Below are 26069 nucleotides of genomic sequence, written 5' to 3'. Positions count from 1 at the left end.
AGATTTTGAATTAAATATGTCTTGAATCCCCTCCCCCTCTTATCTGATAATCAGGCTCATACAAAGCCGTCTAACGCACATCATTATAGCTTATTAACGATAATAAAAATCACATTTACAGACCTACCTCTGCTAAGAAATTGTCAGATACCTATAAATATTTGAAATATTTTACAACCAAATTTGATTCTTAAAAAAGTATTTAGGATATTAGCAGCAATTATACTCATTCAAGATATTTTATAATTTTTAATGGAATTTGTTGAGGCTATTTTTTGCTAACTTCAATTCTAAAAATAATAATGCTTTAATACCAGGCCAGCAATTGTAAGGGATATCAACCAACAATTTGATTCAATTTATTGATTATGAACAAGGTATTTTTAACCATTATTGTATTTTTTATTTATGGTATTGGCATATGCCAAAACAATGATTTCAGAGATAACATCAAAGGATCAAAAGGCTTATTATCAGATCGTTGTAAGGAATATAATATCATAGTAGAATCATTACCAAATGACATGGTTTTCGATCTGGAAGTCATAGACAGGCAGATTAAACTCTTATTCCCAAGTGAGGAATATTTTCAGTTACTATTTGATGATACATTTGACGGTATTGCAATAGATATTATAGATCAGGATCAATATTCTTGTGAGAGCATAGATAATATCCCAAGTTCATGGCCTAGTAAGGGAATGATGATTGAGCCGGTGTATAAAAATGAATTATTAAATAGTTACACAATCAATGAAGAGAATAAAGTAGTCGTTAGTGTAGGAACAATACCAAATTCATTAGATGCAGGTAATGTTGAGTGTAACTTAATGATTTTACAAAAAAAGGCACTTTGTGATTATGTAACCAATCCGGGAGTTCTTCAGGAAACAAGAAATTTTATTCCAACAAAACTGTATTGGGATACCATTACTAGCAACACTGAGATAAATGCATTTTCATTTGATAAATCAATTTACTTTAAGATTCCATTCAAAAAGGGTAAATCAAGATACAATACATCAGAAATTCAAGAATTATACGATTCACTTCAAATATCAAACTATGATATTACTGATATTTGGATTGAAGCATTTTCTTCAGTTGAAGGTACAGTAAGAGAAAATACTGATTTACAATTTGCCAGAGCTAAAAGTATTACCGAAGCCCTTGAATCATATCAGACGTTAAAAATACATCCACATATAAAAGCGTCAGAAAACTGGAAGGAATTCGCAAAATCAATATCAAATACAAAATTTGAGTTCCTGAAAAAGTTATCACAAGAGCAAGTAAAAGAAAAACTTAAGAAAGACAGGAAATTATTATTAGAATTAGAGCCTATATTAAGTAAACAAAGATATGCAGAAATCAGGCTTGACCTGCGAGTTAAAAATAATGTTATAAATAATCCTAATCAACTAGTACAACTATTTGAACAATCAATTGAAAGTCAAGATATTGACCAAGCCTTACAAATACAGAATTATTTTTTTAAAGAAGTTAAAGAAGGTAGACTACCTCTTGGATTTATAAATAATCTATTAATTCCAATAGAAGAATCAAATATTAGATTATTAAACAATGATATCCTTTTTAAACTGGATCATCATATAATTAGTAATAAAGAAGCTATCGATAATTATAATAAGATATCAAATACATGTTCAGCCAATTGGAAGATTAAATTCAACCTTGCGACCCTCAAAATTAAAAACTGGATTTCTACAGATTATTCACCAGAAGAACAGCAAGTTCTTTTTAATCAAATCCAATCAATGAATAATTCTGATATTCAAGAATCTGTTTTAGCGCAACTTAAGATAAATTATTATTTGGCTGTTGTACAGAAGCAAATTCAGAAAAAAGAGTTTGATCAAATTGATCAAACTATTAGAACTATAATAGCTTATAATAATACAACTGCGCTTAATGAAAATGAAATCTTTAGTATTTCAAAGGCATTAACTTATAATGGTGAATTTAAAACCGCTTTAAATATCTTAAACCCGGTTGTTAATACACATGGTGTATCTGAAGATGTTTTATTCTATTATTTACGTCTGTTTTTAGTGAATAACAGAATCCCTGAAAACAATTTATCAGACATATTGATAAGAAAAGCATTATCTAGAAATCAGGATCGATTCTGTCAGTTCTTTACTCCAAAATCTCAAGGAGGAGTTAGTTTTCAATATCGAAATAATAAACTAATCAATACCCTATATTGTGAAAACTGCGGTGACCAGGGATTGTAAAAATTAAAAGAAAGTTCATATTATTGTAATCATTTTTTGAATAATGAGCTTGATTACAATAATATTTCTATTGGTGAAAATATGCCTAAGTTTATATAGTTTTAAATCGAAGCAACTTTAGAAAAATAAACAAGGCATTAAGATTCATCTATTGATTTTATAAGGTCAAATATTTAGGCATATCATTTGTCCAAATTATACATTAAGAATCACTAGGAAATGTCCCAACTGTGGCAATACTGAAAGGAAAGTAGCTATTTGGGGAATTGGAGGGCATATGGATAAATTAAATCCAAAATCAATTTCCAGACATTTAAAACACACAATTACCTCCTTAATAACAAACTAATTTGCCAATAATTCTTACCTACTATCAAAAACATTAGTTAAATTAAATCGTTTACGATTTAAACTTAAACGACAACACAACATGAAAACACTATATGAATCAACAGCATCAGCTACTGGTGGAAGAAACGGTCAGGTAAAATCCGAAGATGGAGTAATAGATTTAGAAGTAAGACTTCCTCAATCAGTCGGAGGAGAAAAAGGAGATTTCACAAACCCTGAACAACTATTTGCATGTGGATATGCCTCTTGTTTTGATAGCGCTTTAAATATTGTTGCTTCAATGCAAAAATTGAAAATTGACTCTAAGACTAATGTATCTGTTGCTTTAAATAAGACAGAAAATCACACTTACGCCATAAGCGCAAAAATCAATGTGAAAATTGATGGTGTAGATAAAGATGTAGCTCAAAAACTTTTAGAATCAGCTCATGAAATCTGCCCTTTTTCAAATGCAACCAGAGGAAACATCAATGTAGAATTAAGTCTTGTTTAATTTTCAGGTATTTAAAATTTAATGGTATGGAAACTGAAGAAAAACTGAAATTAAGTAACCAAATATGCTTTCCAATGTATGCTGCCTCCCGACTAATTACTAAAGCATACAAACCATTACTAGATGAACTAGGAATCACTTACCCACAATACCTGGTTTTACTTGTTCTTTGGGAAAAAGATAATGTTTCAGTAAAATATATTAGTCAGAAACTGATATTAGAGACTAATACGATAACTCCATTATTAAAGAGAATGGAGAAATCTATGCTTATTAGCAGAAAAAGGTCTGAGGCTGATGAACGGTCAGTATTTGTAACTCTAACATCAGAGGGCAAAAAACTTAAAAATAAAGCAGCAGGTATACCAGATAAGTTAGTCAACCAACTTTCATCACCCGATATACCTGCAAAAGATATTATTAGTTTACAAAAAACGCTATGTACTCTAATCGATAAACTAAATGATCAATAGATTACATCTTTTGAAATTGTGCAAAAGGAGCTCTTCTTGCTTTACTTATACTTAATACTCCATTATTTATCGTATATGAATCAGTGTTTTGAAGGGCTTTCAAAAGATCAGATTCTATCTCCATGTTTTTAATGCACATTTTCTGAGTACTTCCTATTTGTGAAAATCTTATTCTGGTATCCCCTTCCCAAATAAATGTTCCAAAAAAATTATTACACCCCGCAAAGCCACTAACCCTGCTTTCAGAGGCATCAAATTCAAGAAACACATCTTTATCACCTTCAATTTCAATATCTCTTCCGAGTAATCTGGTTAACTTCCATTTATTATCTGTTAACTCTTTCATTGTACTCATATCCAATTTCTTTAAAACATATTTATCACCCATATCACCATCAATACGATTTCCTTCCTTATCTAAATGAATAAGTTGATTTTCCCCAACAATAAACGCACCATCCATATCCTCACTTTTCAATTTAATTTTACTCCCATTATCATACCATTCAAATGAACCATTATGGGTATATGTTTGATCACTCTTTCCTAGATAAACTGTACTCATAGAAAATGTCTTGTCCTTATTCAGGTCAATTGTGGTTTTAATCCCATTACAATCTGCACAAGGTAATACACCAAGGTATCTACCATCCCAGTCTACCGAAACATTACTATTATCTCCAGAATAAGACTGATTATTATCTGATGTGCTATTTGATTTACATCCAATTAAACACATAATACAAAGAATAAACAACATAGAATTTTTCATAACTTAATTTTTGAGATAGAAACCAAATTTGATACCAAAATAAATTTTGCGTTCAGATTTATTGATTACTATTAGAAGTAATAGACATATAAGTTAATGAATTTCAATGATCTGTGGAGTAAAAAATTATGAATATAAAAAAACCCCGATTGAAGAACCGGGGTTAGATCAATCATGGGATCCTGGAATTTGTCGGGTGGAAAATTCCATCCGGGTTTTCAACTTTTATCCATAAGTGTAATGCCCAGAATGGTCCAACAACAACCCATTTATCCAGATCACCTGTAAAACCTTCAGGAGGATCAGGACTTAATGCGGTTGGAACCAGATATTCAACACCAACAAATGACCATTTGCCATTTTGCCCCGGAATGAATAATAAAACTTCAGGAACTCTATGATTAAACTCCCCATCAATTTCAGACATTTTTGCAAAGTGATGGCCCATGTTAGGTACATAATCTGTTAAATCATTATCCCAACCCATGTATGTGGCAATATTATAGTTTTGTAGTTGGGCTACTGAAGCTTTTACTTCATTGATTTCCTTGAGAAGTTGTTGGTTAAGCTCTTTGTCGCCATCGCAACAAACAAAACCGTCAACCTTCATTTTGCCGGTGGGTACAAATTCGTCAGGCTCATTGGTACATCCTCCTGTCAATATTAAGAATATGACAAGCAAACAACACTTCAAATCAATTCTGGATTTGAAAATTGTGGGTGTGGTAAGGTGTGAAACTTTCATGATTGCATTAGTTTGTTAGTTAGTTTGAATAATAGAATTTTTACTATTGATTTCAGACCAATGCTATCAATTGATTAATAGTATTTTGCAAAACTGGGAAATAGCTCTTAATATTAAATTTAGACATTTAAGCCTATTTTTCTATACAAGTAGGCTATTTTTTAAAATGATTTCGTTAAACATCATAAATTCTCCTATAGAGAGGTTATAAATAAATATTGGATTAGATTTTTTAAACTTTAACTACCTAAATCATGATTTTACGCATTATTTTTTTACTAATAATTTTCAACTCACCCCTCTTGATAAATGCTCAAAACACTAACTGGTTTGTAGAGACTGATTCTATTCCGAATTGCTCAATTCTAAATAAAAATCAGTTTATCCATATGCTTAAAGAAGAAAAACCATCAATAGGTTATAGAATTGAATTCCAAGACGATTATGTAACAGAATACTATGAAAATGGGCGTTATATAGTTAAGTCTGCTATCAAGTACACCTCAAATTGTGAATACACCACCACGGTAATCAAAGTAACTATCCCAAATTACCCTTTAACTGAAGGGACTCAAATTCATTCAGAAATATTAAAAACCAACACAAAAGAAGGACTAGTTCTAATTAGCTCGAAACTAAAAAGAAAAACGAATAAACTAATATTAAGAAAGGTTGACTAATTAAACTTGGCGTTTCAAAAAACAATATGCATAATAACCTACCAAGGAAACATTTAAAATGAAAGACCATCTGACTATATTCCATTCAGTGGTTAAATCTATTTTACTGCTATTGTAAATATCAGAAAGTGCAAGAAAGGAAAATGCCATCATCAGAATGCATATTGCAGATAATACATAAAGGATGAACCGGTCTGTCTTTATCTTAAACATATTAGCTGGTTTAGGCGGAACAATAAACTTAGGTATTTAATGTAACGCTTAAAAACTTACATATGTTTAAAAATAATTCAATTAATACTTAAAATAATTATAAAAAATATTTATAGATTCTCGACCTCACCCATTTAGCTTATTTTTAGTCCTTGAATTCCTGTTAAAAAGCTAAAATTCATACCCATAAATGCTCGCTATAGTTTATTGAGATACAAATACAGAAAATCATATGATATTTTAGAACCTGATAATAATTTCTAACTTCTTTTTATAAATTAGCCAGGTATAACCTAAATAAAACATGAGATATATTATTTTACCACTTTTAATTCTCGGATTTCTTTCGGGATGCTCACCTACAGATACGCTTGATAGACCAATTCAAAAAGAAAAAATTACTATAGAAACCTCTAATGGTAATTATATAATCCAGGCTATTTCTAACGACATTATTAAAATTTCTTTCGAAGATTCACTAATCAAATCCTCTGATGTTTATGCGCCGGTTTTAAATCAGTCAATTCAAATGGAAGTTTCTGAAACCGATAGCATTATCACTGCTAAAACAGAAAAAATCAAATTAGTAATTAATAAATCTCCTTTTAAGGCCAGCTATTTTACAATTGATGGTAAACTAAAGATGACTACAAAAGGAGTAACCAGGTTTGGAGATTCCCTGGCAACTTCATTCACCCTAAGACCTGAAGAATCGATATATGGCACAGGTTTCAGGGCAATACCAATGAACAGAAGAGGTCATTCATTTCTGGCATATAACAAACCTCAATATGCATATGGTGAGGGTGCTACAGAATTAAATTATTCAATACCACATTGGATGTCTTCTAATGACTATATGATGCTAATAGACAACCCTTCAAAAGCATTTTTTGATATCGGTAAGAGTCAAAACGACAAACTTGTATATAGCAGTTACAAAGGGAATATGTCATTCTATTTCATTAATGGAAATTCTTTTAAAGAGTTAATAGGTAACTATACTGCATTAACCGGGAAACAGCCCCTTCCTCCGTTATGGGCAATGGGTAATTTCCAATCAAGGTTTGGATACAAGAATCAAAATGAAGCTGAAACCATTCTCAATAAATCGATAAAAGCAGGATACTCAACCGATGCTATCATTCTTGACATATATTGGTTTGGTCCGGAGATAGAGGATGGTAAAATGGGTGATTTAAACTGGGATTTAAGTTTATGGCCTCAACCGAAACAAATGATTTCAAATTTTAAAGATAAAGGTGTAAAGACAGTTTTAATTACCGAACCTTTTTTCACTAAAAAATCAAGAAATTACGAGTACTTATCAAAAAACGGGTTATTGGCATACGATAAAAATGGTTCAACATATGACTTACCAAATTTTTACTTCGGCAATGGAGGTATTCTAGATATTTTCAATCCTGAAGCAAAAAAATGGATGTGGAATGAGTATAAGAGACTTAAAGAATATGGTGTAGATGGATGGTGGGTAGATTTAGGAGAACCAGAAACTCATCCGGATTCAATTTTGCATAAAACAGGAATGGGTTATGAAGTTCATGGCATTTATGGCCACGAATGGGCTAAAATGATGTCTGAAGGCTTCGCTAAAGATTATCCTGACGAAAGACTATTTCTATTGGCAAGAGCAGGATTTGCGGGTACCCAGCGATATGGGCTTATTCCCTGGTCTGGTGATGTCGGAAGAAACTGGTCAGGCCTTAAGCCCCAACCATCGATAATGCTTAGTATGGGACTTTCAGGTATTGGTTACATGCATTCAGATGCAGGTGGTTTTACATTTGTTGAGAAAGGCGATCCTGAACTATATACCCGATGGGTGCAATTTGCTACATTCACTCCAATATTCAGACCACACGCAGATAACTCGGCACCAGCTGAACCAGTAATGTGGAATAATGAGGTTCAAAATAATGTTAAGCCATTTGTCGACCTTCGCTATAAAATGCTACCATATAACTATACACTAGCTTGGGAAAACGCGACAACCGGAATGCCATTGGCAAGACCTATGTTTGTTGAATATCCAGAGGTTTCAGACACCTTAAATAACCAATATATGTGGGGGAAAAACTTGCTGGTTGCTCCGATATTAAATCCGGGAGTTAGCTCAAGGAAAGTCTATCTTCCTGAAGGGAATTGGTATAATTTCTGGAATAACGAGAAATACAAAGGTGGACAATGGGTTGAAATCCCTGTAACCATGGAAAACATTCCCGTATTTGTAAAATCCGGAAGTATTTTACCAACCACAGACCTAATTCACTCAACGGATATCTATAAAACAGATACGGTCAATATCCATTATTACTACGATCAGACATCTTCAAGTCAAAACATTTTCTTTGACGATGGAAAATCGAGAGGTAGCCTGGAGAATAATCAATATCAAGTAGTTTCTATTTCAACAACTGGTGACAATGATAAGATAACATTCAATTACGAAACCAAGGGCGAAGGCTACAAAGGAAATCCGGAATCCAGGGTTTACAAAATAATTGTTCATGGCTTAGATTCTAATCCTGTTAGATTGACCGAGGAATACAAGTGGAATGCCGAAGATTCTACATTAGAATTTTATGATACATTAGAAGAAGGTAAAACTATTACAATTAGGAAATAGGATTTATTCGATTTCTGATTTAATAATAAATAAAAAAGCCCTTAATGTTCATAAGGGCTTTTTTATTTTACTATTCGGTTAGATTTTGCTTGCCTTTGTTAATCTCAAATAAGGTTTTTTAGTTTCATAACCAGGAAATTTCTTATCTGCTTCCTCCTTACTCACGGATGGCGATATTACTGCTCTATCACCTTCTTTCCAATTTGCAGGAGTTGCCAGAGATTGGTTAGCAGTAAGCTGTAAACTATCAATAACCCTGATAATTTCGTCAAAGTTTCTACCTGTTGAAGCAGGATAGGTCAATGTCAGTTTAATTTTTTTATCAGGACCAATAATGAAGACTGATCTTACAGTTGCATTTTCAGTTGAGTTTGGATGAATCATATCATATAACTCAGCAACTTTTCTATCCTCATCAGCGATAATCGGATAATCTACAGTAGTATTGTTTACCTCATTGATATCCTTGATCCATTCTTTGTGTTGATCTAATGGGTCTACACTTAAAGCGATAGTTTTAACATTTCTTTTATCAAATTCATTACGGTAACGGGCAACTGTCCCTAATTCTGTAGTACAAACAGGAGTAAAATCTGCAGGATGAGAAAAGAACACTCCCCAGGAGTCTCCTAGCCATTCATGAAAACTTATTTGGCCTTCGGTAGTTTGTGCTGTAAAATCAGGTGCAAGGTCACCCAGTCTTAAATGTGCCATGGTTAATAGATTTTTAAGTTAATTATCAAATAGAATAAATCCGATCTGGATTTTGGCTCTTAGATCATTGAACGAATACAAATACACTTTGTTAGGGTAATTATCAATAATTAAACTTATTTTTAGAATAACGTATTTATGTAACCAAACAATCCATAAACATGCAAACCAGACAAATAACTTTTGCCGCCAGGCCAAAAGGAATGCCAGACGATTCAACCTTTAAATTTGAAACAGTAGAAACTCCGGAATTAAAAGATGGAGAGGTATTACTTCGTTCAACATGGTTTTCGGTTGATCCGTATATGCGTGGTAAAATGAATGACGCAAGGTCATATACAGCACCCTTTGAAGTTGATAAGCCACTTGAAGGTGGAGCAATAGCTGTAGTTGAAGAAAGCAAATCAGAAAACTTCAATATTGGAGATACAGTTTTTGGAATGTTAAAATGGGCAGAACATCAGGTATCTGATGCATCAGTATTAAGAAAAATAGATCCAAACATGGCACCTCCAAGCTACTATGTTGGAATTCTGGGTATGCCAGGGTTAACAGCATATTTTGGACTTATGAAAATCGGTGAACCTAAAGAAGGAGATACTGTAGTAGTCTCCGGGGCTGCAGGTGCTGTGGGTTCAATTGTTGGTCAGATTGCTAAAATCAATGGCTGCAGAGCAGTTGGAATTGCCGGAAGTGATGAAAAAGTAGCAATGTTGAAAGAGAAATTCGGATTTGATGCTGCTATTAATTATAAAACTTCAACAGATATCAAAAAAGATTTACGCGAGGCATGTCCTAATGGAGTTGATATCTATTTCGATAATGTAGGTGGAGAAATATCAGATGCTGTAACCTTACTTTTAAATGATTTTGCCAGGGTTTCTCTCTGCGGACAAATTGCATTGTATAATGTAAAAGAAGTTCCGGTAGGTCCTCGCTTAGAAAGCATTTATCTTACTCGTCGCGTAAAACTACAGGGATTTATTGTTTCTGATTTTCAAAAACAGTTTGGTGAAGGTATTAAGCAAATAGCGGAATGGTTAAGCGAGGGCAAGCTTAAATATGAAGAAACAGTTGTTGAAGGATTCGATAATATTCCGAATGCATTTCTAGGATTATTTTTCGGAGATAACAAAGGAAAAATGGTTGTGAAAGTATAAGAAAATAACAGCCCGGTAATAATTGCTGGCAAAGCGCTAACCGGGCTGTATTAATCGAACTTAATAATTGCTCTTTATATGTTGTGTCTTGTAATCATTTTCTATCCTACCATCTACTAATTCCACAATACGATTTCCATAAGATGCATTTTTCTCGTCATGAGTAACCTGGATAATCGTTGTTCCATCCTCCTCGTTCAGTTGTTTAAATATTTCCATCACCTCGGCTGCCTGTTTGCTATGAAGATTACCTGTAGGTTCATCGGCCAATAAAATTTTAGGTTTCCCGATTATTGCCCTTGCCACACCAACCAACTGTTGCTGACCACCTGAAAGCTGATCTGGAAAGAGGTCTTTTTTTGCAACCATATTAAACCTGTCAAGCATTTCTGCCACCATAGATTTTCTTTCCTTAGAAGGCACCTTGCGATATAATAATGGTGTTTCAATATTTTCATATACAGTTAGCTCATCAATCAAATGGTAAGCCTGAAATACAAACCCAAAATAAGTCTTAGCCAATTCACTTCGCTGCTTGCTTTTTAAGGAATATATATCATTTCCATCTAACTTATATTTTCCTTCCGAGGCATCATCAAGCATCCCAAGAATATTAAGCAACGTAGACTTCCCTGCTCCGGAAGGCCCCATTATTGTTAAAAACTCTCCCTGATTGATTTTTAGATCAATCGCTTTCAACATATATATTCTCTGAAATTTTGCATCAATGTATTTATCGAGATTTTGTAATTCAATCATATTCTTATTCAGATTTTAACGCGTTAACAGGATTCGTTTGAGCGGCTCGCAAGGCATGATAAGTAACTGTAATAATGGCCACCAGAAATGCCACAAAAGCGCCCAAAATAAACACTGGGGCATTTAATGGTAGGTGATAAGTGAAATTTTCAAGCCAATTTTTAAGCAAAATATAAATTATAGGAATTGCAATAATTGTAGAAATGAAAACAAGCTTTATAAATGAAGAATTGAAACTCAAAACAATGCTTTTCACTGAGCTACCCAATACTTTCCTAATACCAATCTCCTTTGTTCTTTGTTCTGCCGAAAAAGAAGCTAATCCAAATAATCCCAAACAAGAAATAATTATTGCAACTATTGTAAACACCCCTGATAATTTTCCAATTACTTCCTCATTTTTATAAAGTTTGTTATATGCCTCATTCATAAATTCATAATCGAAGGGTGTGATTTTATCATAATTAGAATGAATAGCCTTCATAGACTCTAGTGCTGCAGTCTCCTCATTGGGCTTAAACTTAATAACTGTACGGTAAGTTTTCTTCGGATCAAAATTTAATATTGTAGGAGCAATCGGACGCTTTAATGAACCAGTATGAACATTTTTAAACATTCCTATAATAGTCCCTTTTTTACCCCAAAATGAAAGGTTTTCACCAATAGGGTTTTTCATCCCCATTAATTTTGCAGCCTCCTCATTGATTACAAAATCTAGAGAATCTGTATTACGGCCATCCCAGGATCTACCCTTATCAATTTTTATCCCCATGGTTTTATTAAAATCCTTGCCAACATTCATCACATCAAAAAGAACTTTGTCATTCGGATTTTTCCCATCCCATTCCGGATCTCCGGTACTGTTCCCTACTCTTATGGGATTTTGATCAACTCTGGAAACAGATTCTATCCCTGGCATATCCTCGATTTGGTTTTTCCAGATATCAAATTTTTCGTAAAAAGTACTATGTGGAAAGTAAAATAAAATCCGGTCTTTATCCATGCCTATATTCTTATTCTTTATATAATTTATTTGCTGGTAGGTAAACATTGTACCTGTAATTAAGATAATAGAAAGGCTAAATTGAACCACAACAAGAACCTGTCTAAATCGAAGGGCTGACTTCCCCTTTTCAACCTTTCCTTTCAATACACTCACCGGCCTAAAATCCGAAAGGTATATAGCAGGATAAATACCTGACATCAAAGCAGTTAAAAAAAGTACACCCAATAATCCAACCCAGAATATCACACTACTATAAGGTATGGTAATCTCCATAGGAGATATCGAATTAAAGAAGGGTAACATCAATTCAACCATAACTAAACCAACTAAAATTGCTATCAAAGCATATATAAATGTTGATATAAGATAGTTTCTGATTAAAGAAATTCTACTGGCTCCAATTACTTTCCTTATTCCTGTTTCCTTAGCTTTTTTAACTGACCGTGCTGTAGAAAGATTCATAAAGTTGATACTTGCTATAACTAGCAAAAAAACTGCTATCACAACAAAAATCTTTAAACTTTCTACCTGTCCTCCACGTTCTACTTTGTCCTTAAATAGTCCTTTTAAATAAACATCTTTGAAAGGGTATATAAAAATTTCAACAACCGAACCTTCTTCTCTTTTCTTTATAAAATCTATAACCTTATTATTGACATCATTATAATTAGCATTTTCCGCTAGTAGGACATAACATAAAGTATTATTATTACCCCAACTGTGCATCCAGTCATTTGCTTCAAAATATGGCTTAAATGGAATAAGGACATCAAACTCAATGCTTGATTTATGCTCATCTAGTTTTATAACTGCCGTAACTTCATAATCTTCTTCACCATTGAGGGTAAATGTCTTACCTACAACATTTTTACTATTAAATAATTCGATAGCAGCCTTTTCAGTAATTACTGCATGATTGGTTTCTGATAGTGAAGGAATACCATCAATAGCTTCAAATGAAAATATTTCAAGAAATTCCGGTTCTGTATGCCGAATTAACTGCCTAACGGAATTCTTTTCGTATGAAGAGATCATGTGATAATACCAAGTCATCCTTGCAGCTTTTTCAACTTCAGGAATTTCTTTTTGAAACTCTGGCCCAAATATCCCGGGAGTGGATCGGGTAGTCATAATACTACCATCAGAATATGTCTGATGCTCCATAACCTGATACAGCCTATCGATATTGCTATGAAACTTATCAACAGAATACATATTATGAACCCAGGCCAGAACCAATAAACTAAAAGCAAAGCCTATAGCCAGACCAATAATATTTATAAAGGAAAACATTTTGTTTTTCTTCATATCCCGAATAAAAGAATTTATAAAGTAGTTATTCATAGCGGTATTTGTTATTCATCTTTAAGTGCAACTACAGGATTTGCCCGGGTAGTTTTATAACTACGAAAGGCTATTGCTCCAAAGGCTATCAGCGCTGTCACAATCAATCCTGCAACAAAAAACATTGGTGAAATCGTAATTTTATAAACATACTCCTCCAGATATCTATTCATAACCAAATAGCTTACCGGAAAAGAGATAAGTGATGATATTAACAACAGTTTTAGAAACTCACCTGAAAACACCCACATCAACTGATTTTCTGATGCTCCAAGAACCTTTCTTATGCTTATCTCTTTCATTTTTTGCTCAGCCATGTAACTAATCAAACCAAACAACCCTAAACACCCAATAAATATGGCTACACCTGAAAAAATTGAGAAAATTGTAGTCAACCGCTCATCATCAGCATAAAATGTAACATTCAGATAATCATCAAGGAAATTATAATCAAAGGTATACTTTGGATATATCGATTTATAAACTTTCTTCAAATGTTCTACTGAACCGGGTATGTTACCTCCTGCAACTTTAAAACCAATGTGATAATAATGTTGAGGCCTGACTAACATCACGATTGGTTCTTTCTTTCTCTTTAAACTTTGAGCATGAAAATCCTTAACAACTCCGGTTACGGGAGCTTCAGTTCCCCAGACAGTTATCATTTTTCCGATAATTTCGGAGGGATTTGAATACCCTGTCTCTTTTAGAAAAGTTTCATTTACTACAAACCTGTTTGCTGAATCAGTTCTAACAAGTCCCTCTCCCTCAATTATCCGAAAATTATATGTATCTATATAATCCTTGTCTCCTACTTTAACCTGAACATTATATGATCTATCAGAACCCTCCACGGAAATACCAGTGCTTGAAACAGACCCCGAGCCTGGAGATGACATTCCCAATGCAGCATTAGTGATACCCGAATATTTCAATGCTTCATTCTTAAACTGTTCAGCTTTATCGATGTCCTGATAAGGCAAATCCATCACAATTATTCCGGATTTATTATAACCCAGATCATGATTTTTAAAAAATGACATCTGACTAATCATAATGATTGTACAGATAATAAAAGCCTGAGAAATGAAAAACTGGCTACCAACTAATATCCTTCTCAGATTGTAACTGAAAGAGCCTTTGTAGTTAAACCTACCTTTTAGAGTAATTGCAGGCTTAAACCCTGATAATAGTAATGCCGGATATAGTCCTGCCAAAATGGTTAAGACAAACCAAAGAAATATTAGAAAAACAATGAAATTACCATTAAGAAATACAGAAGCATCAATTTTTATTTCAAGAAAATCATTAAGTTTTCCAAGCAACAGAATATCAATCACATAGGCTATCATTAATGCAGCCAGGGTAATAATTGAAGTTTCTAACAAAAATCTTATAACCAATGACTTCCTGGAACTACCTAATACTTTACGAACCCCGACTTCTTTACTCCTTTTGTTTGCAACCGCTGTCGATAAATTAATAAAATTCACACAAGCGGTTAATAACAACAATATGGATATTACTATAAGCGACTGTAAGGTACCATCTGATATTGTTCTGTAATTGTAGTTTGAAAACCGTTTATCAGTATGAGTTTCTACCAGCGGTTGCAAGTAAAAATTTCTATCACCGGCATCTGCAGGATCTTCTTCAATAACATCTTCAAGAATTTTTGCTATCTGGGAATCAACAGTAGCCTTTCTATCACTATTTTTTAACTTTACATAAAATGTATCATCACTATATAAACTTGTCCACCCTGGTTCTTCCTTCTCTTCCTTAATAGTTATGTATGAAAGGAAAATATCAAATGGAAAACCTGTGTCATTACGGTAATCTTCCATTACACCGGTTATTACAAATGTATCATGGCCATCCAGAATAAAGTCGTTGCCGATCACATCAGTTGAACCAAACCATTTCAAAGCAATTGATTCTGAAATAACAGCCTCATTTTTTGAGTTCAGTAGTTTTTCCTTTTTACCTCCTCTTAAAATCTCTCTACTAAAAATCTCAAAAAACGCTCCGGAAGTATACGCTACATTCTCTCTTCCATCTAATTGAAAATATTCTTCATTACCTCCTTTTTTAGGAATGGTAATCAATTTATCTGCACTATATACACCAGAAAAGAAAACTGAATTTTCTATTTCAGGAATCTTATTTTCAATGGAGGTTGGCAATATTGCCTGTACACCCATCGAATAATATAATTCTCCACGGAAGTTGTCATGTGTATTTACTCTGAAAATCCTTTGATAATCATCATGGTACTTATCATATCCTGAAAAATGAGAATATAAAACCAAAAGCATAAGTGCTCCGGCAACACCGATACTTAAGCCTAACAGATTAATAATAGTATTATTACGATGCTTTAGCAAAGCTCTGGTAGTTGTTTTGATATTATTTAGTATAACGCTCATTTATTCGTCTTTTAATGTGTCAACAGGGTTTAACCAAACAGCTTTTAGCGTATTAATTGTCACTATAATCATTGTGAAAACAATACCAATAAATGCTGCCAATGCCATAATCCAAACCCAGTTTACTTCATGATAAATAAAGGAAGAAAGCCAGCTTTGCATAAAGAAGAGACTAACTGGCAATGCGATTAAAATTCCAATTATAGTAACTTTCAGAAATTCTGAATTAAACATTCCGGAAAGAGACATTGCTCCGGCTCCCATTACTTTCCTTATTCCTATTTCTTTTGTTCTACTATTGATAGCCAGAGAAACAAGAGCATACAAGCCCATAGCAGCAATAATTATCGATATTAGAGCTCCTGCTGTAACCATTTTACTTAATTTTTCATCCTCCTCGTATTGTCTCTGGATTGTCTCATCGAGAAACTTAAAGCTAAATGGCTCTCCAGGATATAACTTATTGAAATCTGATTCTATTTGAGCAATATGAGATCTAAAATTGTCTGAATTAACTTTGACTAAAACCACCGGGTTCATTCCTCCGGGAATATTCAAATGTGTTAGACCTGAGAAAACAAGTTCCGGATCGACTGCCAATATTAAAGGCTCAATTTCTTCATAGAGTGCGGCATGGTGAAAATTTTTAACTACCCCGATTATTTGATGTGGGTCAAAATTATCGGTACTCGGAAGCTGAGAATTGATCGGATCATTCAGATTTAGCAATTCTGCCATTTTCTGATTTATTATTATACCACTACTATCAGAAGCATTATCTATAAAATTCCTTCCCTCGACAAATTCAAGTCCCAAAGTTTCTGCATAACCCGGGCTAACAATATTCATTCTGAATTTAAATAATGAACCATCTTCCAATGGAAATCCAGCTTGCCACCAAACATTGTTTCCATAAGTAGCAAGCGTTACTCCACAATTCTCCACAAATGCTTTTTGCTTTAATTCATTAACGAAAGGTACCGTCTTGTTAAAACCATTTACTACTAAAGGGCCTAAATCAGATGATGGAGTAGGAATAACATTAATCTCAATAATTTGATCTTTATTAAAACCCAAATCAAAATTTCTAATCTTGTCAATTTGCATGTACATTATGAGTGTACATGTTATTAGAAAAATTGAAACAAAAAATTGAAATGCTAATAACCCCTTTCTTAAATTTTGTTTACCAAAACTTAATGTTAGATGAGATTTAAGAACTGTAACCGGTTTAAGAGATGACAGGAAAACTGCAGGATAAACACCAGCTGCAAAAGCAATAATTAATACAAGTACAATTAATAATGCTATGTATTTTGCTTCAAATGCAAGCTCTACATTCTTATCAAAAAGATCATTGAATATAGGAAGTATCAATTGAGCTATGATAATTCCGATTATTGCAGAAAATACGGTGATCAATAAGGCTTCAACCATAAATTGTATAAAAAGCTGCTTATACCTTGCTCCCATGGTTTTCCTGACCCCCACTTCTTTTGCTCTTGTAATTGATCGACCAATTGCCATCGTGGTGAAATTTATACAAGCTATAATCAATACCAGAATTGCTATACCGCCTAGAATCTTCAATAACTTCGGATCTGTGGTAACAGACATTCCTGAAGGGTCCGTACCATTAATATGAATATCAGCTAAAGGTAAAAGTGTTAGCCAGTAGGTTCCTTCTTCATAATCTTTGCCTAAGGCTTTTTTAATCATTTTTGGTAGTAGAGCCTCAAACTCAGACATTACGGTTCCCTCTTCTAACAAAATGAAGGTCTCACCAAAAACATTAAACCATCCTTCGAGACCATCCTTTCCAAATACTTGTTTGAACTGCTCATCATGAAGTAAGGCCTCAAATTGTATACTAGAGTTACTGTCAGGATCCTTTACTACTGCCGAAACTACGTATTCTTCATATTCAGGTCCTATTTGCATTTCAATGGGTCTGCCAATGATATTTGTATTCCCGAAATACTTTTTTGCAGTAGTTTCTGTAAGAATAATGTTTGAATATGATGACAAAGCACTTTCCGGATTACCTACAATAAACTCAAAGTCGAATATTTTGAAGAAATCCGTACTTACCAGGTGGGTTAGCTGATTAATACTTTTTCCTCCGGCAATCCGGGTCATATTCATTGTATTTATAAACCTTGAAGATGCAATTACCTGTGGAAATTCTTCTTTGATAGTTGGCATTAATACAGGAGGTGTAGATGTTCCATAATCTTCATTATTATCGATCACCTCATGAAGCATTACTTTTGCAATGCGGTCATAATTCTTGTTAAACTTATCGTAGTTATGTTCCTGAACTATAAAAAACAGTATCAGAATTGCAACTCCCAAGCCGGCCGATAGTCCTACCAGATTTATAATTGTATATTGCTTTTTAGCCAGAAGGTTTCTAAAGGCAATTTTTAAATAATTGATCCACATTCTCGATTGATTTTAAATATTTTAAAATAGACCTATTCCGTTCTCAATGCTTTAACAGGATCGCTGAGAGCAGCTTTTATAGATTGGAAACTAACTGTTACCAGTGCAATTATCAGGGCAGGCACCAAAGCCAGCAATATTATTTTAGGACTTATTTCAGTTTTATAGGCAAAATCTTCAAGCCATCGTTTCATAGCAAACCACGCAATCGGTACTCCGATAATGTAAGCCACAAACACCAGTTTCATAAACCCACTAAGCAACATCACCACTACCTGATTGGTTTCTGCACCCATAACTTTTCTCACTCCGATCTCTTTGAATCGTTTTTCAGCTGTGAATGCAGATAGCCCAAATAACCCAAGACAAGCAACAAAGATTGCAAGACCAGAAAATACCAACATTAAGCTTTTGACACGTTGTTCTGCTACATACATAGATTCAAAATCATCATCAAGAAATGAATACTGGAAAGGCTGGTTTTTAGTGAATCCCGACCATAATTTTTTAATATTGGACAAAGTGTTTTTGTAATCATCACTTTTCATCTTAACCATCAGAGTACCATAGTTTTCACCATTAAAGATCCCCAAAGCTGTTATGGTTTGCTTCATTGAGTTGAAATGAAAATTTTTGACAACACCAATCACCTTGTATGCTAAAATGTTTTCTTTATCCACTTGTCCTTTTTCATCGTCATAGGCAAAAGTATGGATGTATTGCCCAACAGGATCCCCTTCAAAGCCAAACATATCTATGGCTGACTCATTAAGTAATACAGTTGCAGAATCTGCAGGCTTGTTAGTGTCGAATGCTCTTCCTGATATGATTTCAAGCCCCAATGTGTTAAAATAATCCCCGTCAGTCCACCAGGTTTGCATGCTAACAGAAGTTTGGGGATCAGGATTAACTCCATTCCGCCAATGCATATTGTCACTTCTTGCATAACCTTCAACAGGTAGAAAACTGGTCAATGAGGTATATTCTACGTTTGCCAGATCATTTACTTTCTTTTTAAATACCTTAGCCTGATCGTTCAATCCCCAAACATCCTTTATGATTAACACCCGATCTTTTTCAAACCCTAATTTTTTATTTTGGATATAGTTTAACTGACCGACGATAACCAGAGTGCCTATTATTAGAATAATTGAAATGGCAAATTGCCCTACCACTAAAAAATTTCTTAATGTAAATGATCCTTTTCCTGTTATTTTGATTCCTTTTAAAACATCAACTGGCTTATAAGAGGAAAGTCTTAATGCCGGATAACTCCCAGCAACCAGACCAGTTAATATCAAAATGAATATTAATATCCCACTAAGAATAGGACGATGGAAATAATCAGAAACAATATGCTTATCAAATGAATGATTAAACAATGGCAGGGTTATCTCGACAATAATCAAACCAATGATCAATGCAAAGAAAGAAATCATCAGGCTTTCTACTAAAAACTGAATTACTAATTGCCTTTTTTGTGACCCCAGAGTTTTTCTAATCCCTACTTCTTTTGACCTTTTAATTGACCTTGAAGTTGAAAGGTTTATAAAATTAATACACGCTATAAGTAAAATTATGATGGCAACGGTTATGAATATGTACACATATTTTATATCTCCATTCTGACCTAGCTCAATGCCTACTTCAGAATATAAGTGAATATCTTCCAGTGGTTGAATGTGATATTTCAAAAAGTTACCTTGTGCTTCAAGATCATCATAGGTTGTACCCAAAAGGTTTGTGATTTGAGGACCAATATATTTGTAAAGCAAATCTTCCCTAATCTGCGATTCAAACTTCTTAACATCTACTCCTTCTTTTAACCTGAAATAAGTATGGAAATTATTACTAAGCCAGTGATCAGATTTACTCTCACCTCTTTCAAGAAGAGATAGATAGATATTAAAATCGAAGTGTGTATTTTCGGGTAGATCCTCTATCACTCCATCGATACGATACTTATTTTCATTATCAAATATTAAATGTTTACCAACGACATCTGTGGTATTGAAGTAGTTCTTTGCCACAGACTCCGAAATAACTACTGTATATGGCTCTTTAAGTACTTTATTTGCATCACCCTGGATAAAAGGAATCGAAAATACATTGAAAATAGAAGAGTCAGCAAATACTACTTCCTTCTCTTTTACATTTTGATCATCTTCATTAACCTTAACAAGGTAATCTCCCCAGGTTCTAAACCTACCTGCTACTTCAACATATGGATAATCCTCTACCAACGCTGAAGCCATTGGTGCCGGAGTAACAGCGTAATGTGAATAATTACCTCCAAAACTTACTTCATTGGTAGTCCTGTATATTCTTTCGGAATGCTTGAAATGCTTATCATAGCTAACTTCATCCAAAATATATAGAACAATCATTATGCAACAGGCAATTCCGATAGCCAGACCAAATATATTGATCAGGGAATAAAACTTGGTATTCCATAAATTCCTGAAAGCTATTTTTAGATAATTTTTCCACATGGTGGTAGGGTTTTGGTAAATAAATCTCTGAAATAATTCAGATTGGTCTAAACATGAAACTGCTCCTTGATATTTTCTGTAACTACCTGGCCATCAAATAAATTGATAATCCTGTGAGCATAATTTGCATCATGTGGGGAGTGAGTAACCATAATAATTGTAGTTCCTTCACCATTTAACTGTTCTAGAAGTCTCATTACTTCTTCTCCATTTGCACTATCAAGGTTACCTGTTGGCTCATCGGCAAGTATCACTGAAGGTTTAGCAACAATTGCTCTGGCAATTGCAACACGCTGTTGCTGACCTCCTGATAACTGCTGAGGAAAGTGGTTACGTCTATGCATTATATTCATGCGATCAAGTACCTCTTCTACCTTTTGTTTTCTTTCGCTAGCTGGTACCTTAAGATACAATAATGGCAATTCCACATTTTCAAATACTGTCAGTTCATCAATGAGATTAAAACTCTGGAACACAAAGCCTATATTTCCTTTTCGCAACTTTGCTCTTTGCCTTTCGCTAAAACGACTTACTTCTTGTTCAACAAAATGATATTCACCATTTGATGGGTTATCCAATAGGCCCAAAATATTCAGCAAAGTTGATTTACCACATCCTGAGGGGCCCATTATAGCAACAAACTCACCCTTTTTGATTTCAATATCAATACCGTTAAGTGCAGTAGTTTCAACCTCCTCTGTACGATACAGCTTGGTAAGGTTTACAGTTCTTAAAATATTCTCCATTGTATATTGTTTTTGCGTAGTTATTTAAGATTCAATACTTCATTATCACCGAAATTATCATAACCGGATATCACCACTCTGTCACCAGGTTCAAGTCCACTCAATACTTCATAATAATCAGGATTTCTTCTTCCGATACTTATTTCTTTCTTATATGCTTTAGTCTCATCACTATTTAGGACATATATCCATCTTCCTCCGGTATCATTAAAGAAACCACCAGTCGGCAGTAATAAAGCTTCTTCCAGATTACCCAATTCCAGACGAATTCTTAGGGTCTGACCTCGTCTTATACCATTAGGAATTTCTCCATTAAATATCATATCAACCTGAAATTTTCCATCGGTGATATTTGGATAAATCTTGCTGATCTCCAGCGAATAATCTTTCCCCGCGAATGTAAAAGTTCCTCTTTGGCCTATATCAATTCTTGGAAGATACAGTTCATCAATTCCTACTCTTACTTTATAATTCCCCATTACATCAACTTGACCCAGTCTCATACCAGAACCCACAGATTGTCCAACTTCGAGCTGCGGAGCAGATAACTGTCCTGATTCCGGAGCAGTAATGATAAGGTTATCCAAAATTTTACCTACAGCATCGAGGCTACGGAGCATTCGTTGTTCAGACTGGTAAAGCTGATTCATTTGGATAGCCCTGGCTATAGAGTCATTTCTATATGAGCGATAAGTTAATTTACGTCTGTTTTTGTTATACTTTAACTGCTCGTCGATCTGCTCATATTCCTGCTCACTTATCAATTTCTCCTTATATAATTTTTTACTTCGCTCAAATTGTGGTTGCAAAATGTTTATCTGATAATCTATTTCTGCTAACTGAGCCCGCTGACTTAAATCGTTTTGATCAAGGAGCAATCTGGTTTGTCTTAAGTTATTTATTTGTTCGTATAATTGAGTTTCCCTCTGCATTACATCCAGTTGAAGGTTTGAATTACTAAGTATTAAGATAGTATCTCCCTCCTTAACCATAGCGCCTGATTCCCTGATGACATCATTTATAATCCCACCTTCAATTGCATCGAGATAATAGACTTCTCCAGGAGCAACATTTCCATTAACAGGAATAAACTCTTGAAATTTATCTCTCTTAACTTCGGCTATAGTTATTCTCTCAGATTCTACATTTAAAGAACTTCTGTTATCTCCCAAAATCAATTGGTATGCAAGAAAACCGACCAGCAAAGTTGCTACTGCTACTCCACTAATCTTTTTCCAGGTCCATTGCTTTTTTTCAATTTTTCGATCCATAAAAAATATATTTCCGATTGTACTATTGAAAAAGTCGTGCCAATAAAAAACATCAATATAAGGCCCAATTTGGGGGATTTTTATTAGTTCACTGTATCATAGCGAACAAAACCGTCCGCTGACGGACACCGCTGAATATTTTTGATTATATTAATAAAAAATTCTATTAAATAAATCCAAGACTTAAAATATAGCCTGAATTGACCTGAAGAATCATTTTTGACAGTTAACGTCACTAGATACCGGCATTATATTCAACAACTGGTATTTATGGTATGATTTTAGCAAACAGTCTATCGTAATTTTACCTGACCATATGAGCGAAGTAAAACAAGGCACCCTATTAATTGTAGATGACAATGAAGATCTGCTAAAAGCAGCACGGATTTTTCTAAAGAGACATTTCCTAAGAGTAGATACGGAAAGTAAACCTGAGAATATCCCAAACCTTCTTAATAATGATCATTATGATGTGATTCTTCTTGATATGAATTTCACGAAAGATGTTAGTAGCGGATCAGAAGGTTTTCATTGGCTTAATAAAATTCTTGAAATTGATTCTTCAGCTGTTGTAGTACTAATTACTGCATATGGTGATGTTGATCTGGCTGTAAGAGCTATAAAAGAAGGCGCCACAGACTTTGTCTTAAAGCCATGGGAAAATGAAAAATTACTGGGCACACTATCCTCGGCATTGAGGCTAAGGCAAAGCAAACTGGAAATTGATGCATTGAAGAATGTCAAGCAACAATTGTATGCAGATATTGATAAGAAATACTCAGAGATAATTGGGCAAAGCCCAGCAATGCAACGGGTATTTGATACTATCGAAAGAGTTGCAGCTACCGATGCAAATGTATTGATCACCGGAGAAAATGGTACGGGGAAAGAATTGATTGCGCGGGCAATTCACCGTTCCTCTTTAAGAAATGACGAAGCCTTTGTGTCTGTAGACTTAGGAGCAGTTACCGAAACACTTTTTGAAAGTGAATTATTCGGTCATGTAAAAGGGTCATTTACAGATGCTAAAGCTGACAGAGCAGGAAGATTTGAAATGGCTCATAAAGGCACGTTGTTTCTTGATGAAATAGGAAATATCTCCCCTTCTCATCAGGCCAAATTATTAACAGTACTTCAAAATCGCAGGGTCACCAGAGTCGGTAGTAATAAACCTGTTGATGTAGACATTAGGCTAATATCGGCTACTAATATGCCTCTTGGAGAAATGGTCGGCAATGGTGGGTTTAGACAAGATTTACTTTACAGAATCAATACAATTGAAGTTCAGTTACCCGCACTTAGAGATAGAATTGAAGATATTCCTCTGCTTACAAACCACTTTATTAGTCATTATGCCAAGAAATACAATAAAGATGTTGTTAAAGCTGGCGAGGCAGCTATATCGAGAATGCAAAAATATCAATGGCCGGGTAATGTTCGTGAGCTTCAGCATGCCATAGAAAGAGCTGTAATACTTACAACTGGAAAGATTCTTCAACCCGAAGATATATTCAGTAACCTTGGCGCCTCTCAAACCAAGAGTTTCCATGAAGATAATCTTGATCAGCTTAATATAGAGGAAGTTGAGAAGATACTAATCAGAAAAGCACTTAAAAAGTTTAATGGGAATGTTACACAAGCAGCTCAGGAGCTTGGACTAACGCGATCATCCTTATATCGAAGATTAGAAAAATATGGTCTTTAAAAATTTCATATTCGGTGTTACTATCAGAGTAGTTTTTATGGCTGTATTTATCAGCATGGCTGCTTATAATTACCTATCCACAGGATTTTCCCTATTGTTTTCGATATGGGTTCTTTTTGCTGTAATTGTAATGTTTAATTTGATTCATTACTGTAACGACTTTAATAAAAAGGTTACCAAATTTCTTGAATCAATCAGATATGCTGACTTTAATTCCAACTTCAGCACCAACAATAAAAAAGGTAAAACATTCAAAACAATGAATAAAGCATTCAATGAAGTTTTGAATGCATTTAAAAAAATCAGATCCGAGGCAGAAACACAAAACCTGGTATTATATACTGTCCTTCAACACATTCAAACCGGCATTATTTCATTTAACAGTAATGGCAGAGTTGGAATTATAAATAATTCAGCTAAAAAACTTCTGGGTATCGGACAAATGAAGAATATCGAAGACCTTGAAGTAGTAAACCAGCAACTTCACGAAACATTTACTAAAATGCGTCCGGGGCAGAATTTTCTAATAAAGACTAATCCTGAAACACAGCTCTCTATTAATTCTACCGGACTAAAAATGGACGGTCAATACTGGACACTTGTGGCTATTCAAAACATTCAAAATGAACTTAGAAAACATGAGCTGGATGCCTGGCAAAACCTGACCAAAGTTTTGAGACATGAAATAATGAATAGTATTACACCGATATCAACTTTGGTCAGTTCGCTTAACGACATTATTATCGAAGATGCTGTACAGACTGAAAAAGGTGATTATAGTATAGAAGAAGAATCATATCAGGATATCTGTGATGGATTAAAAACTATCGAAAACAGAAGCAGGGGATTACTCAGATTCGTTAATGCATATCGTGAATACAGTAACATTCCTGAAACAAATATTGAAGTTGTAAACGTTAAGATATTGCTTCAGTCAATATCCCAACTTCTTAAAGAAGACTTCCAGAATGAAAAAATTGAATTGAATTATGAAATCAAGCCTGAAGAAATGGTCATCAATGCCGATGAAGAATTAATTGAAATGGTATTAATTAACTTGCTAAAAAATGCAAAGGAAGCACTTTTAGAGCAAGACGACCGAAAAATCACAGTTAAGGCTTTCAATAATGGACAAGGATTGGGATGTATTTCTGTAACAGATAATGGGCCTGGAATTGAACAATCAAAACTAGACAGAATATTTATTCCATTTTATACTACCAAAAAAGAAGGTTCAGGAATAGGACTCGCACTAGCAAGACAAATTATGCAGCTTCATGGTGGTGATATCAAAATCTTTTCAACCCCAGGCAAAGAGACTACATTTAGCCTTCATTTCAGGGTTTAAATAATGATTATATAAGCT

The 26069-nt window shown here is 34.1% G+C and carries 19 protein-coding genes; 8 read left to right on the top strand and 11 right to left on the bottom strand.

Annotated elements, in window-relative coordinates; translation table 11 throughout:
* Positions 1-368 precede the first annotated feature (368 nt).
* From HH304_RS17090 to HH304_RS17080, 3 genes are all read left to right on the top strand, one after another.
* Positions 369-2258, top strand: a complete 1890-nt coding sequence (locus HH304_RS17090; protein ID WP_169684393.1) for a hypothetical protein — start codon at positions 369-371, stop codon at positions 2256-2258.
* Between the two features lie 430 nt (positions 2259-2688).
* Positions 2689-3102, top strand: a complete 414-nt coding sequence (locus HH304_RS17085) for an organic hydroperoxide resistance protein (protein WP_169684390.1) — start codon at positions 2689-2691, stop codon at positions 3100-3102.
* 26 nt (positions 3103-3128) lie between these two features.
* Complete coding sequence (locus HH304_RS17080) at positions 3129-3575, top strand: MarR family winged helix-turn-helix transcriptional regulator (protein ID WP_169684387.1); 447 nt, start codon at positions 3129-3131, stop codon at positions 3573-3575.
* A gap of 1 nt (position 3576) precedes the next feature.
* Here HH304_RS17080 and HH304_RS17075 read toward each other — a convergent pair whose 3' ends face one another.
* Positions 3577-4347: a copper resistance protein NlpE N-terminal domain-containing protein gene (locus HH304_RS17075; RefSeq protein WP_169684384.1), complete on the bottom strand. Its 771-nt coding sequence runs from the start codon at positions 4345-4347 to the stop codon at positions 3577-3579.
* Positions 4348-4519: 172 nt separating this feature from the next.
* Entirely contained in the window at positions 4520-5092 is a 573-nt protein-coding gene (locus HH304_RS17070; protein WP_169684381.1) for a hypothetical protein, read from the bottom strand.
* Positions 5093-5346: 254 nt separating this feature from the next.
* Between HH304_RS17070 and HH304_RS17065 the strand changes: the two genes are divergently transcribed.
* Positions 5347-5772, top strand: coding sequence for a hypothetical protein (locus HH304_RS17065; protein WP_169684379.1), 426 nt, complete (start codon positions 5347-5349; stop codon positions 5770-5772).
* On the opposite strand, the gene HH304_RS17060 is transcribed toward HH304_RS17065, so the two are convergent.
* Positions 5773-5985 (bottom strand): hypothetical protein, encoded by a 213-nt coding sequence (locus HH304_RS17060; protein WP_169684376.1) that lies wholly within the window; start codon positions 5983-5985, stop codon positions 5773-5775. It abuts the gene before it with no gap.
* A 304-nt stretch (positions 5986-6289) separates the two neighbouring features.
* Here HH304_RS17060 and HH304_RS17055 point away from each other — a divergent pair, with 304 nt between their 5' ends.
* Positions 6290-8632, top strand: coding sequence for a glycoside hydrolase family 31 protein (locus HH304_RS17055; protein WP_169684374.1), 2343 nt, complete (start codon positions 6290-6292; stop codon positions 8630-8632).
* A 78-nt stretch (positions 8633-8710) separates the two neighbouring features.
* Here the strand turns inward: HH304_RS17055 and HH304_RS17050 are convergent, their stop codons facing one another.
* Positions 8711-9346 carry a peroxiredoxin gene (locus tag HH304_RS17050; RefSeq protein ID WP_169684372.1) on the bottom strand — a complete coding sequence of 212 codons (636 nt, stop codon included), beginning with the start codon at positions 9344-9346 and terminating at the stop codon, positions 8711-8713.
* Positions 9347-9507: 161 nt separating this feature from the next.
* On the opposite strand from HH304_RS17050, the gene HH304_RS17045 reads away from it, so the two are divergent.
* A complete protein-coding gene (locus HH304_RS17045) occupies positions 9508-10506 on the top strand; it encodes an NADP-dependent oxidoreductase (protein WP_169684370.1) in 999 nt (332 codons plus the stop codon).
* Positions 10507-10566: 60 nt separating this feature from the next.
* Here the strand turns inward: HH304_RS17045 and HH304_RS17040 are convergent, their stop codons facing one another.
* From HH304_RS17040 to HH304_RS17010, 7 genes are read right to left on the bottom strand one after another with little or no spacing between them, the layout of a single operon-like run.
* Positions 10567-11265 carry an ABC transporter ATP-binding protein gene (locus HH304_RS17040; protein ID WP_169684368.1) on the bottom strand — a complete coding sequence of 233 codons (699 nt, stop codon included), beginning with the start codon at positions 11263-11265 and terminating at the stop codon, positions 10567-10569.
* Between the two features lie 4 nt (positions 11266-11269).
* The gene (locus HH304_RS17035; RefSeq protein WP_271711674.1) at positions 11270-13579 is read right to left on the bottom strand and encodes an ABC transporter permease; all 2310 of its coding nucleotides are present in this window, start codon (positions 13577-13579) and stop codon (positions 11270-11272) included.
* 47 nt (positions 13580-13626) lie between these two features.
* Positions 13627-16044 carry an ABC transporter permease gene (locus HH304_RS17030; RefSeq protein ID WP_169684363.1) on the bottom strand — a complete coding sequence of 806 codons (2418 nt, stop codon included), beginning with the start codon at positions 16042-16044 and terminating at the stop codon, positions 13627-13629.
* On the bottom strand, positions 16045-18489 hold the full coding sequence (locus tag HH304_RS17025; RefSeq protein ID WP_169684360.1) for an ABC transporter permease: 2445 nt from the start codon (positions 18487-18489) through the stop codon (positions 16045-16047).
* A gap of 32 nt (positions 18490-18521) precedes the next feature.
* Positions 18522-20981, bottom strand: coding sequence for an ABC transporter permease (locus tag HH304_RS17020; protein ID WP_169684358.1), 2460 nt, complete (start codon positions 20979-20981; stop codon positions 18522-18524).
* 47 nt (positions 20982-21028) lie between these two features.
* Positions 21029-21727, bottom strand: coding sequence for an ABC transporter ATP-binding protein (locus HH304_RS17015; protein WP_169684355.1), 699 nt, complete (start codon positions 21725-21727; stop codon positions 21029-21031).
* A 20-nt stretch (positions 21728-21747) separates the two neighbouring features.
* The gene (locus HH304_RS17010) at positions 21748-22998 is read right to left on the bottom strand and encodes an efflux RND transporter periplasmic adaptor subunit (protein ID WP_169684352.1); all 1251 of its coding nucleotides are present in this window, start codon (positions 22996-22998) and stop codon (positions 21748-21750) included.
* A gap of 316 nt (positions 22999-23314) precedes the next feature.
* On the opposite strand from HH304_RS17010, the gene HH304_RS17005 reads away from it, so the two are divergent.
* On the top strand, positions 23315-24703 hold the full coding sequence (locus HH304_RS17005; protein ID WP_169684350.1) for a sigma-54-dependent transcriptional regulator: 1389 nt from the start codon (positions 23315-23317) through the stop codon (positions 24701-24703).
* Entirely contained in the window at positions 24693-26051 is a 1359-nt protein-coding gene (locus tag HH304_RS17000; protein ID WP_169684348.1) for a sensor histidine kinase, read from the top strand. Before HH304_RS17005 ends, HH304_RS17000 begins: the two co-directional genes overlap by 11 nt.
* The last annotated feature ends 18 nt before the right edge of the window (positions 26052-26069 follow it).

The sequence above is a fragment of the Marinigracilibium pacificum genome, from assembly GCF_012926615.1.
Taxonomy (GTDB): Bacteria; Bacteroidota; Bacteroidia; order Cytophagales; family Cyclobacteriaceae; genus Mangrovivirga; species Mangrovivirga pacifica.
Note: the sequence above shows the minus strand (reverse complement) of the source record. Positions and strands in the feature narration are given on the sequence as shown.

Excerpts from the sequence above, each read along its gene's own strand:
- HH304_RS17090 (WP_169684393.1), top strand. The coding sequence starts at position 369 with ATGAACAAGGTATTTTTAACCATTATTGTATTTTTTATTTATGGTATT.
- HH304_RS17085 (WP_169684390.1), top strand. The coding sequence starts at position 2,689 with ATGAAAACACTATATGAATCAACAGCATCAGCTACTGGTGGAAGAAAC.
- HH304_RS17080 (WP_169684387.1), top strand. The coding sequence starts at position 3,129 with ATGGAAACTGAAGAAAAACTGAAATTAAGTAACCAAATATGCTTTCCA.
- HH304_RS17075 (WP_169684384.1), bottom strand. The coding sequence starts at position 4,347 with ATGAAAAATTCTATGTTGTTTATTCTTTGTATTATGTGTTTAATTGGA.
- HH304_RS17070 (WP_169684381.1), bottom strand. The coding sequence starts at position 5,092 with ATGAAAGTTTCACACCTTACCACACCCACAATTTTCAAATCCAGAATT.
- HH304_RS17065 (WP_169684379.1), top strand. The coding sequence starts at position 5,347 with ATGATTTTACGCATTATTTTTTTACTAATAATTTTCAACTCACCCCTC.
- HH304_RS17060 (WP_169684376.1), bottom strand. The coding sequence starts at position 5,985 with ATGTTTAAGATAAAGACAGACCGGTTCATCCTTTATGTATTATCTGCA.
- HH304_RS17055 (WP_169684374.1), top strand. The coding sequence starts at position 6,290 with ATGAGATATATTATTTTACCACTTTTAATTCTCGGATTTCTTTCGGGA.
- HH304_RS17050 (WP_169684372.1), bottom strand. The coding sequence starts at position 9,346 with ATGGCACATTTAAGACTGGGTGACCTTGCACCTGATTTTACAGCACAA.
- HH304_RS17045 (WP_169684370.1), top strand. The coding sequence starts at position 9,508 with ATGCAAACCAGACAAATAACTTTTGCCGCCAGGCCAAAAGGAATGCCA.
- HH304_RS17040 (WP_169684368.1), bottom strand. The coding sequence starts at position 11,265 with ATGATTGAATTACAAAATCTCGATAAATACATTGATGCAAAATTTCAG.
- HH304_RS17035 (WP_271711674.1), bottom strand. The coding sequence starts at position 13,579 with ATGAAGAAAAACAAAATGTTTTCCTTTATAAATATTATTGGTCTGGCT.
- HH304_RS17030 (WP_169684363.1), bottom strand. The coding sequence starts at position 16,044 with ATGAGCGTTATACTAAATAATATCAAAACAACTACCAGAGCTTTGCTA.
- HH304_RS17025 (WP_169684360.1), bottom strand. The coding sequence starts at position 18,489 with ATGTGGATCAATTATTTAAAAATTGCCTTTAGAAACCTTCTGGCTAAA.
- HH304_RS17020 (WP_169684358.1), bottom strand. The coding sequence starts at position 20,981 with ATGTGGAAAAATTATCTAAAAATAGCTTTCAGGAATTTATGGAATACC.
- HH304_RS17015 (WP_169684355.1), bottom strand. The coding sequence starts at position 21,727 with ATGGAGAATATTTTAAGAACTGTAAACCTTACCAAGCTGTATCGTACA.
- HH304_RS17010 (WP_169684352.1), bottom strand. The coding sequence starts at position 22,998 with ATGGATCGAAAAATTGAAAAAAAGCAATGGACCTGGAAAAAGATTAGT.
- HH304_RS17005 (WP_169684350.1), top strand. The coding sequence starts at position 23,315 with ATGAGCGAAGTAAAACAAGGCACCCTATTAATTGTAGATGACAATGAA.
- HH304_RS17000 (WP_169684348.1), top strand. The coding sequence starts at position 24,693 with ATGGTCTTTAAAAATTTCATATTCGGTGTTACTATCAGAGTAGTTTTT.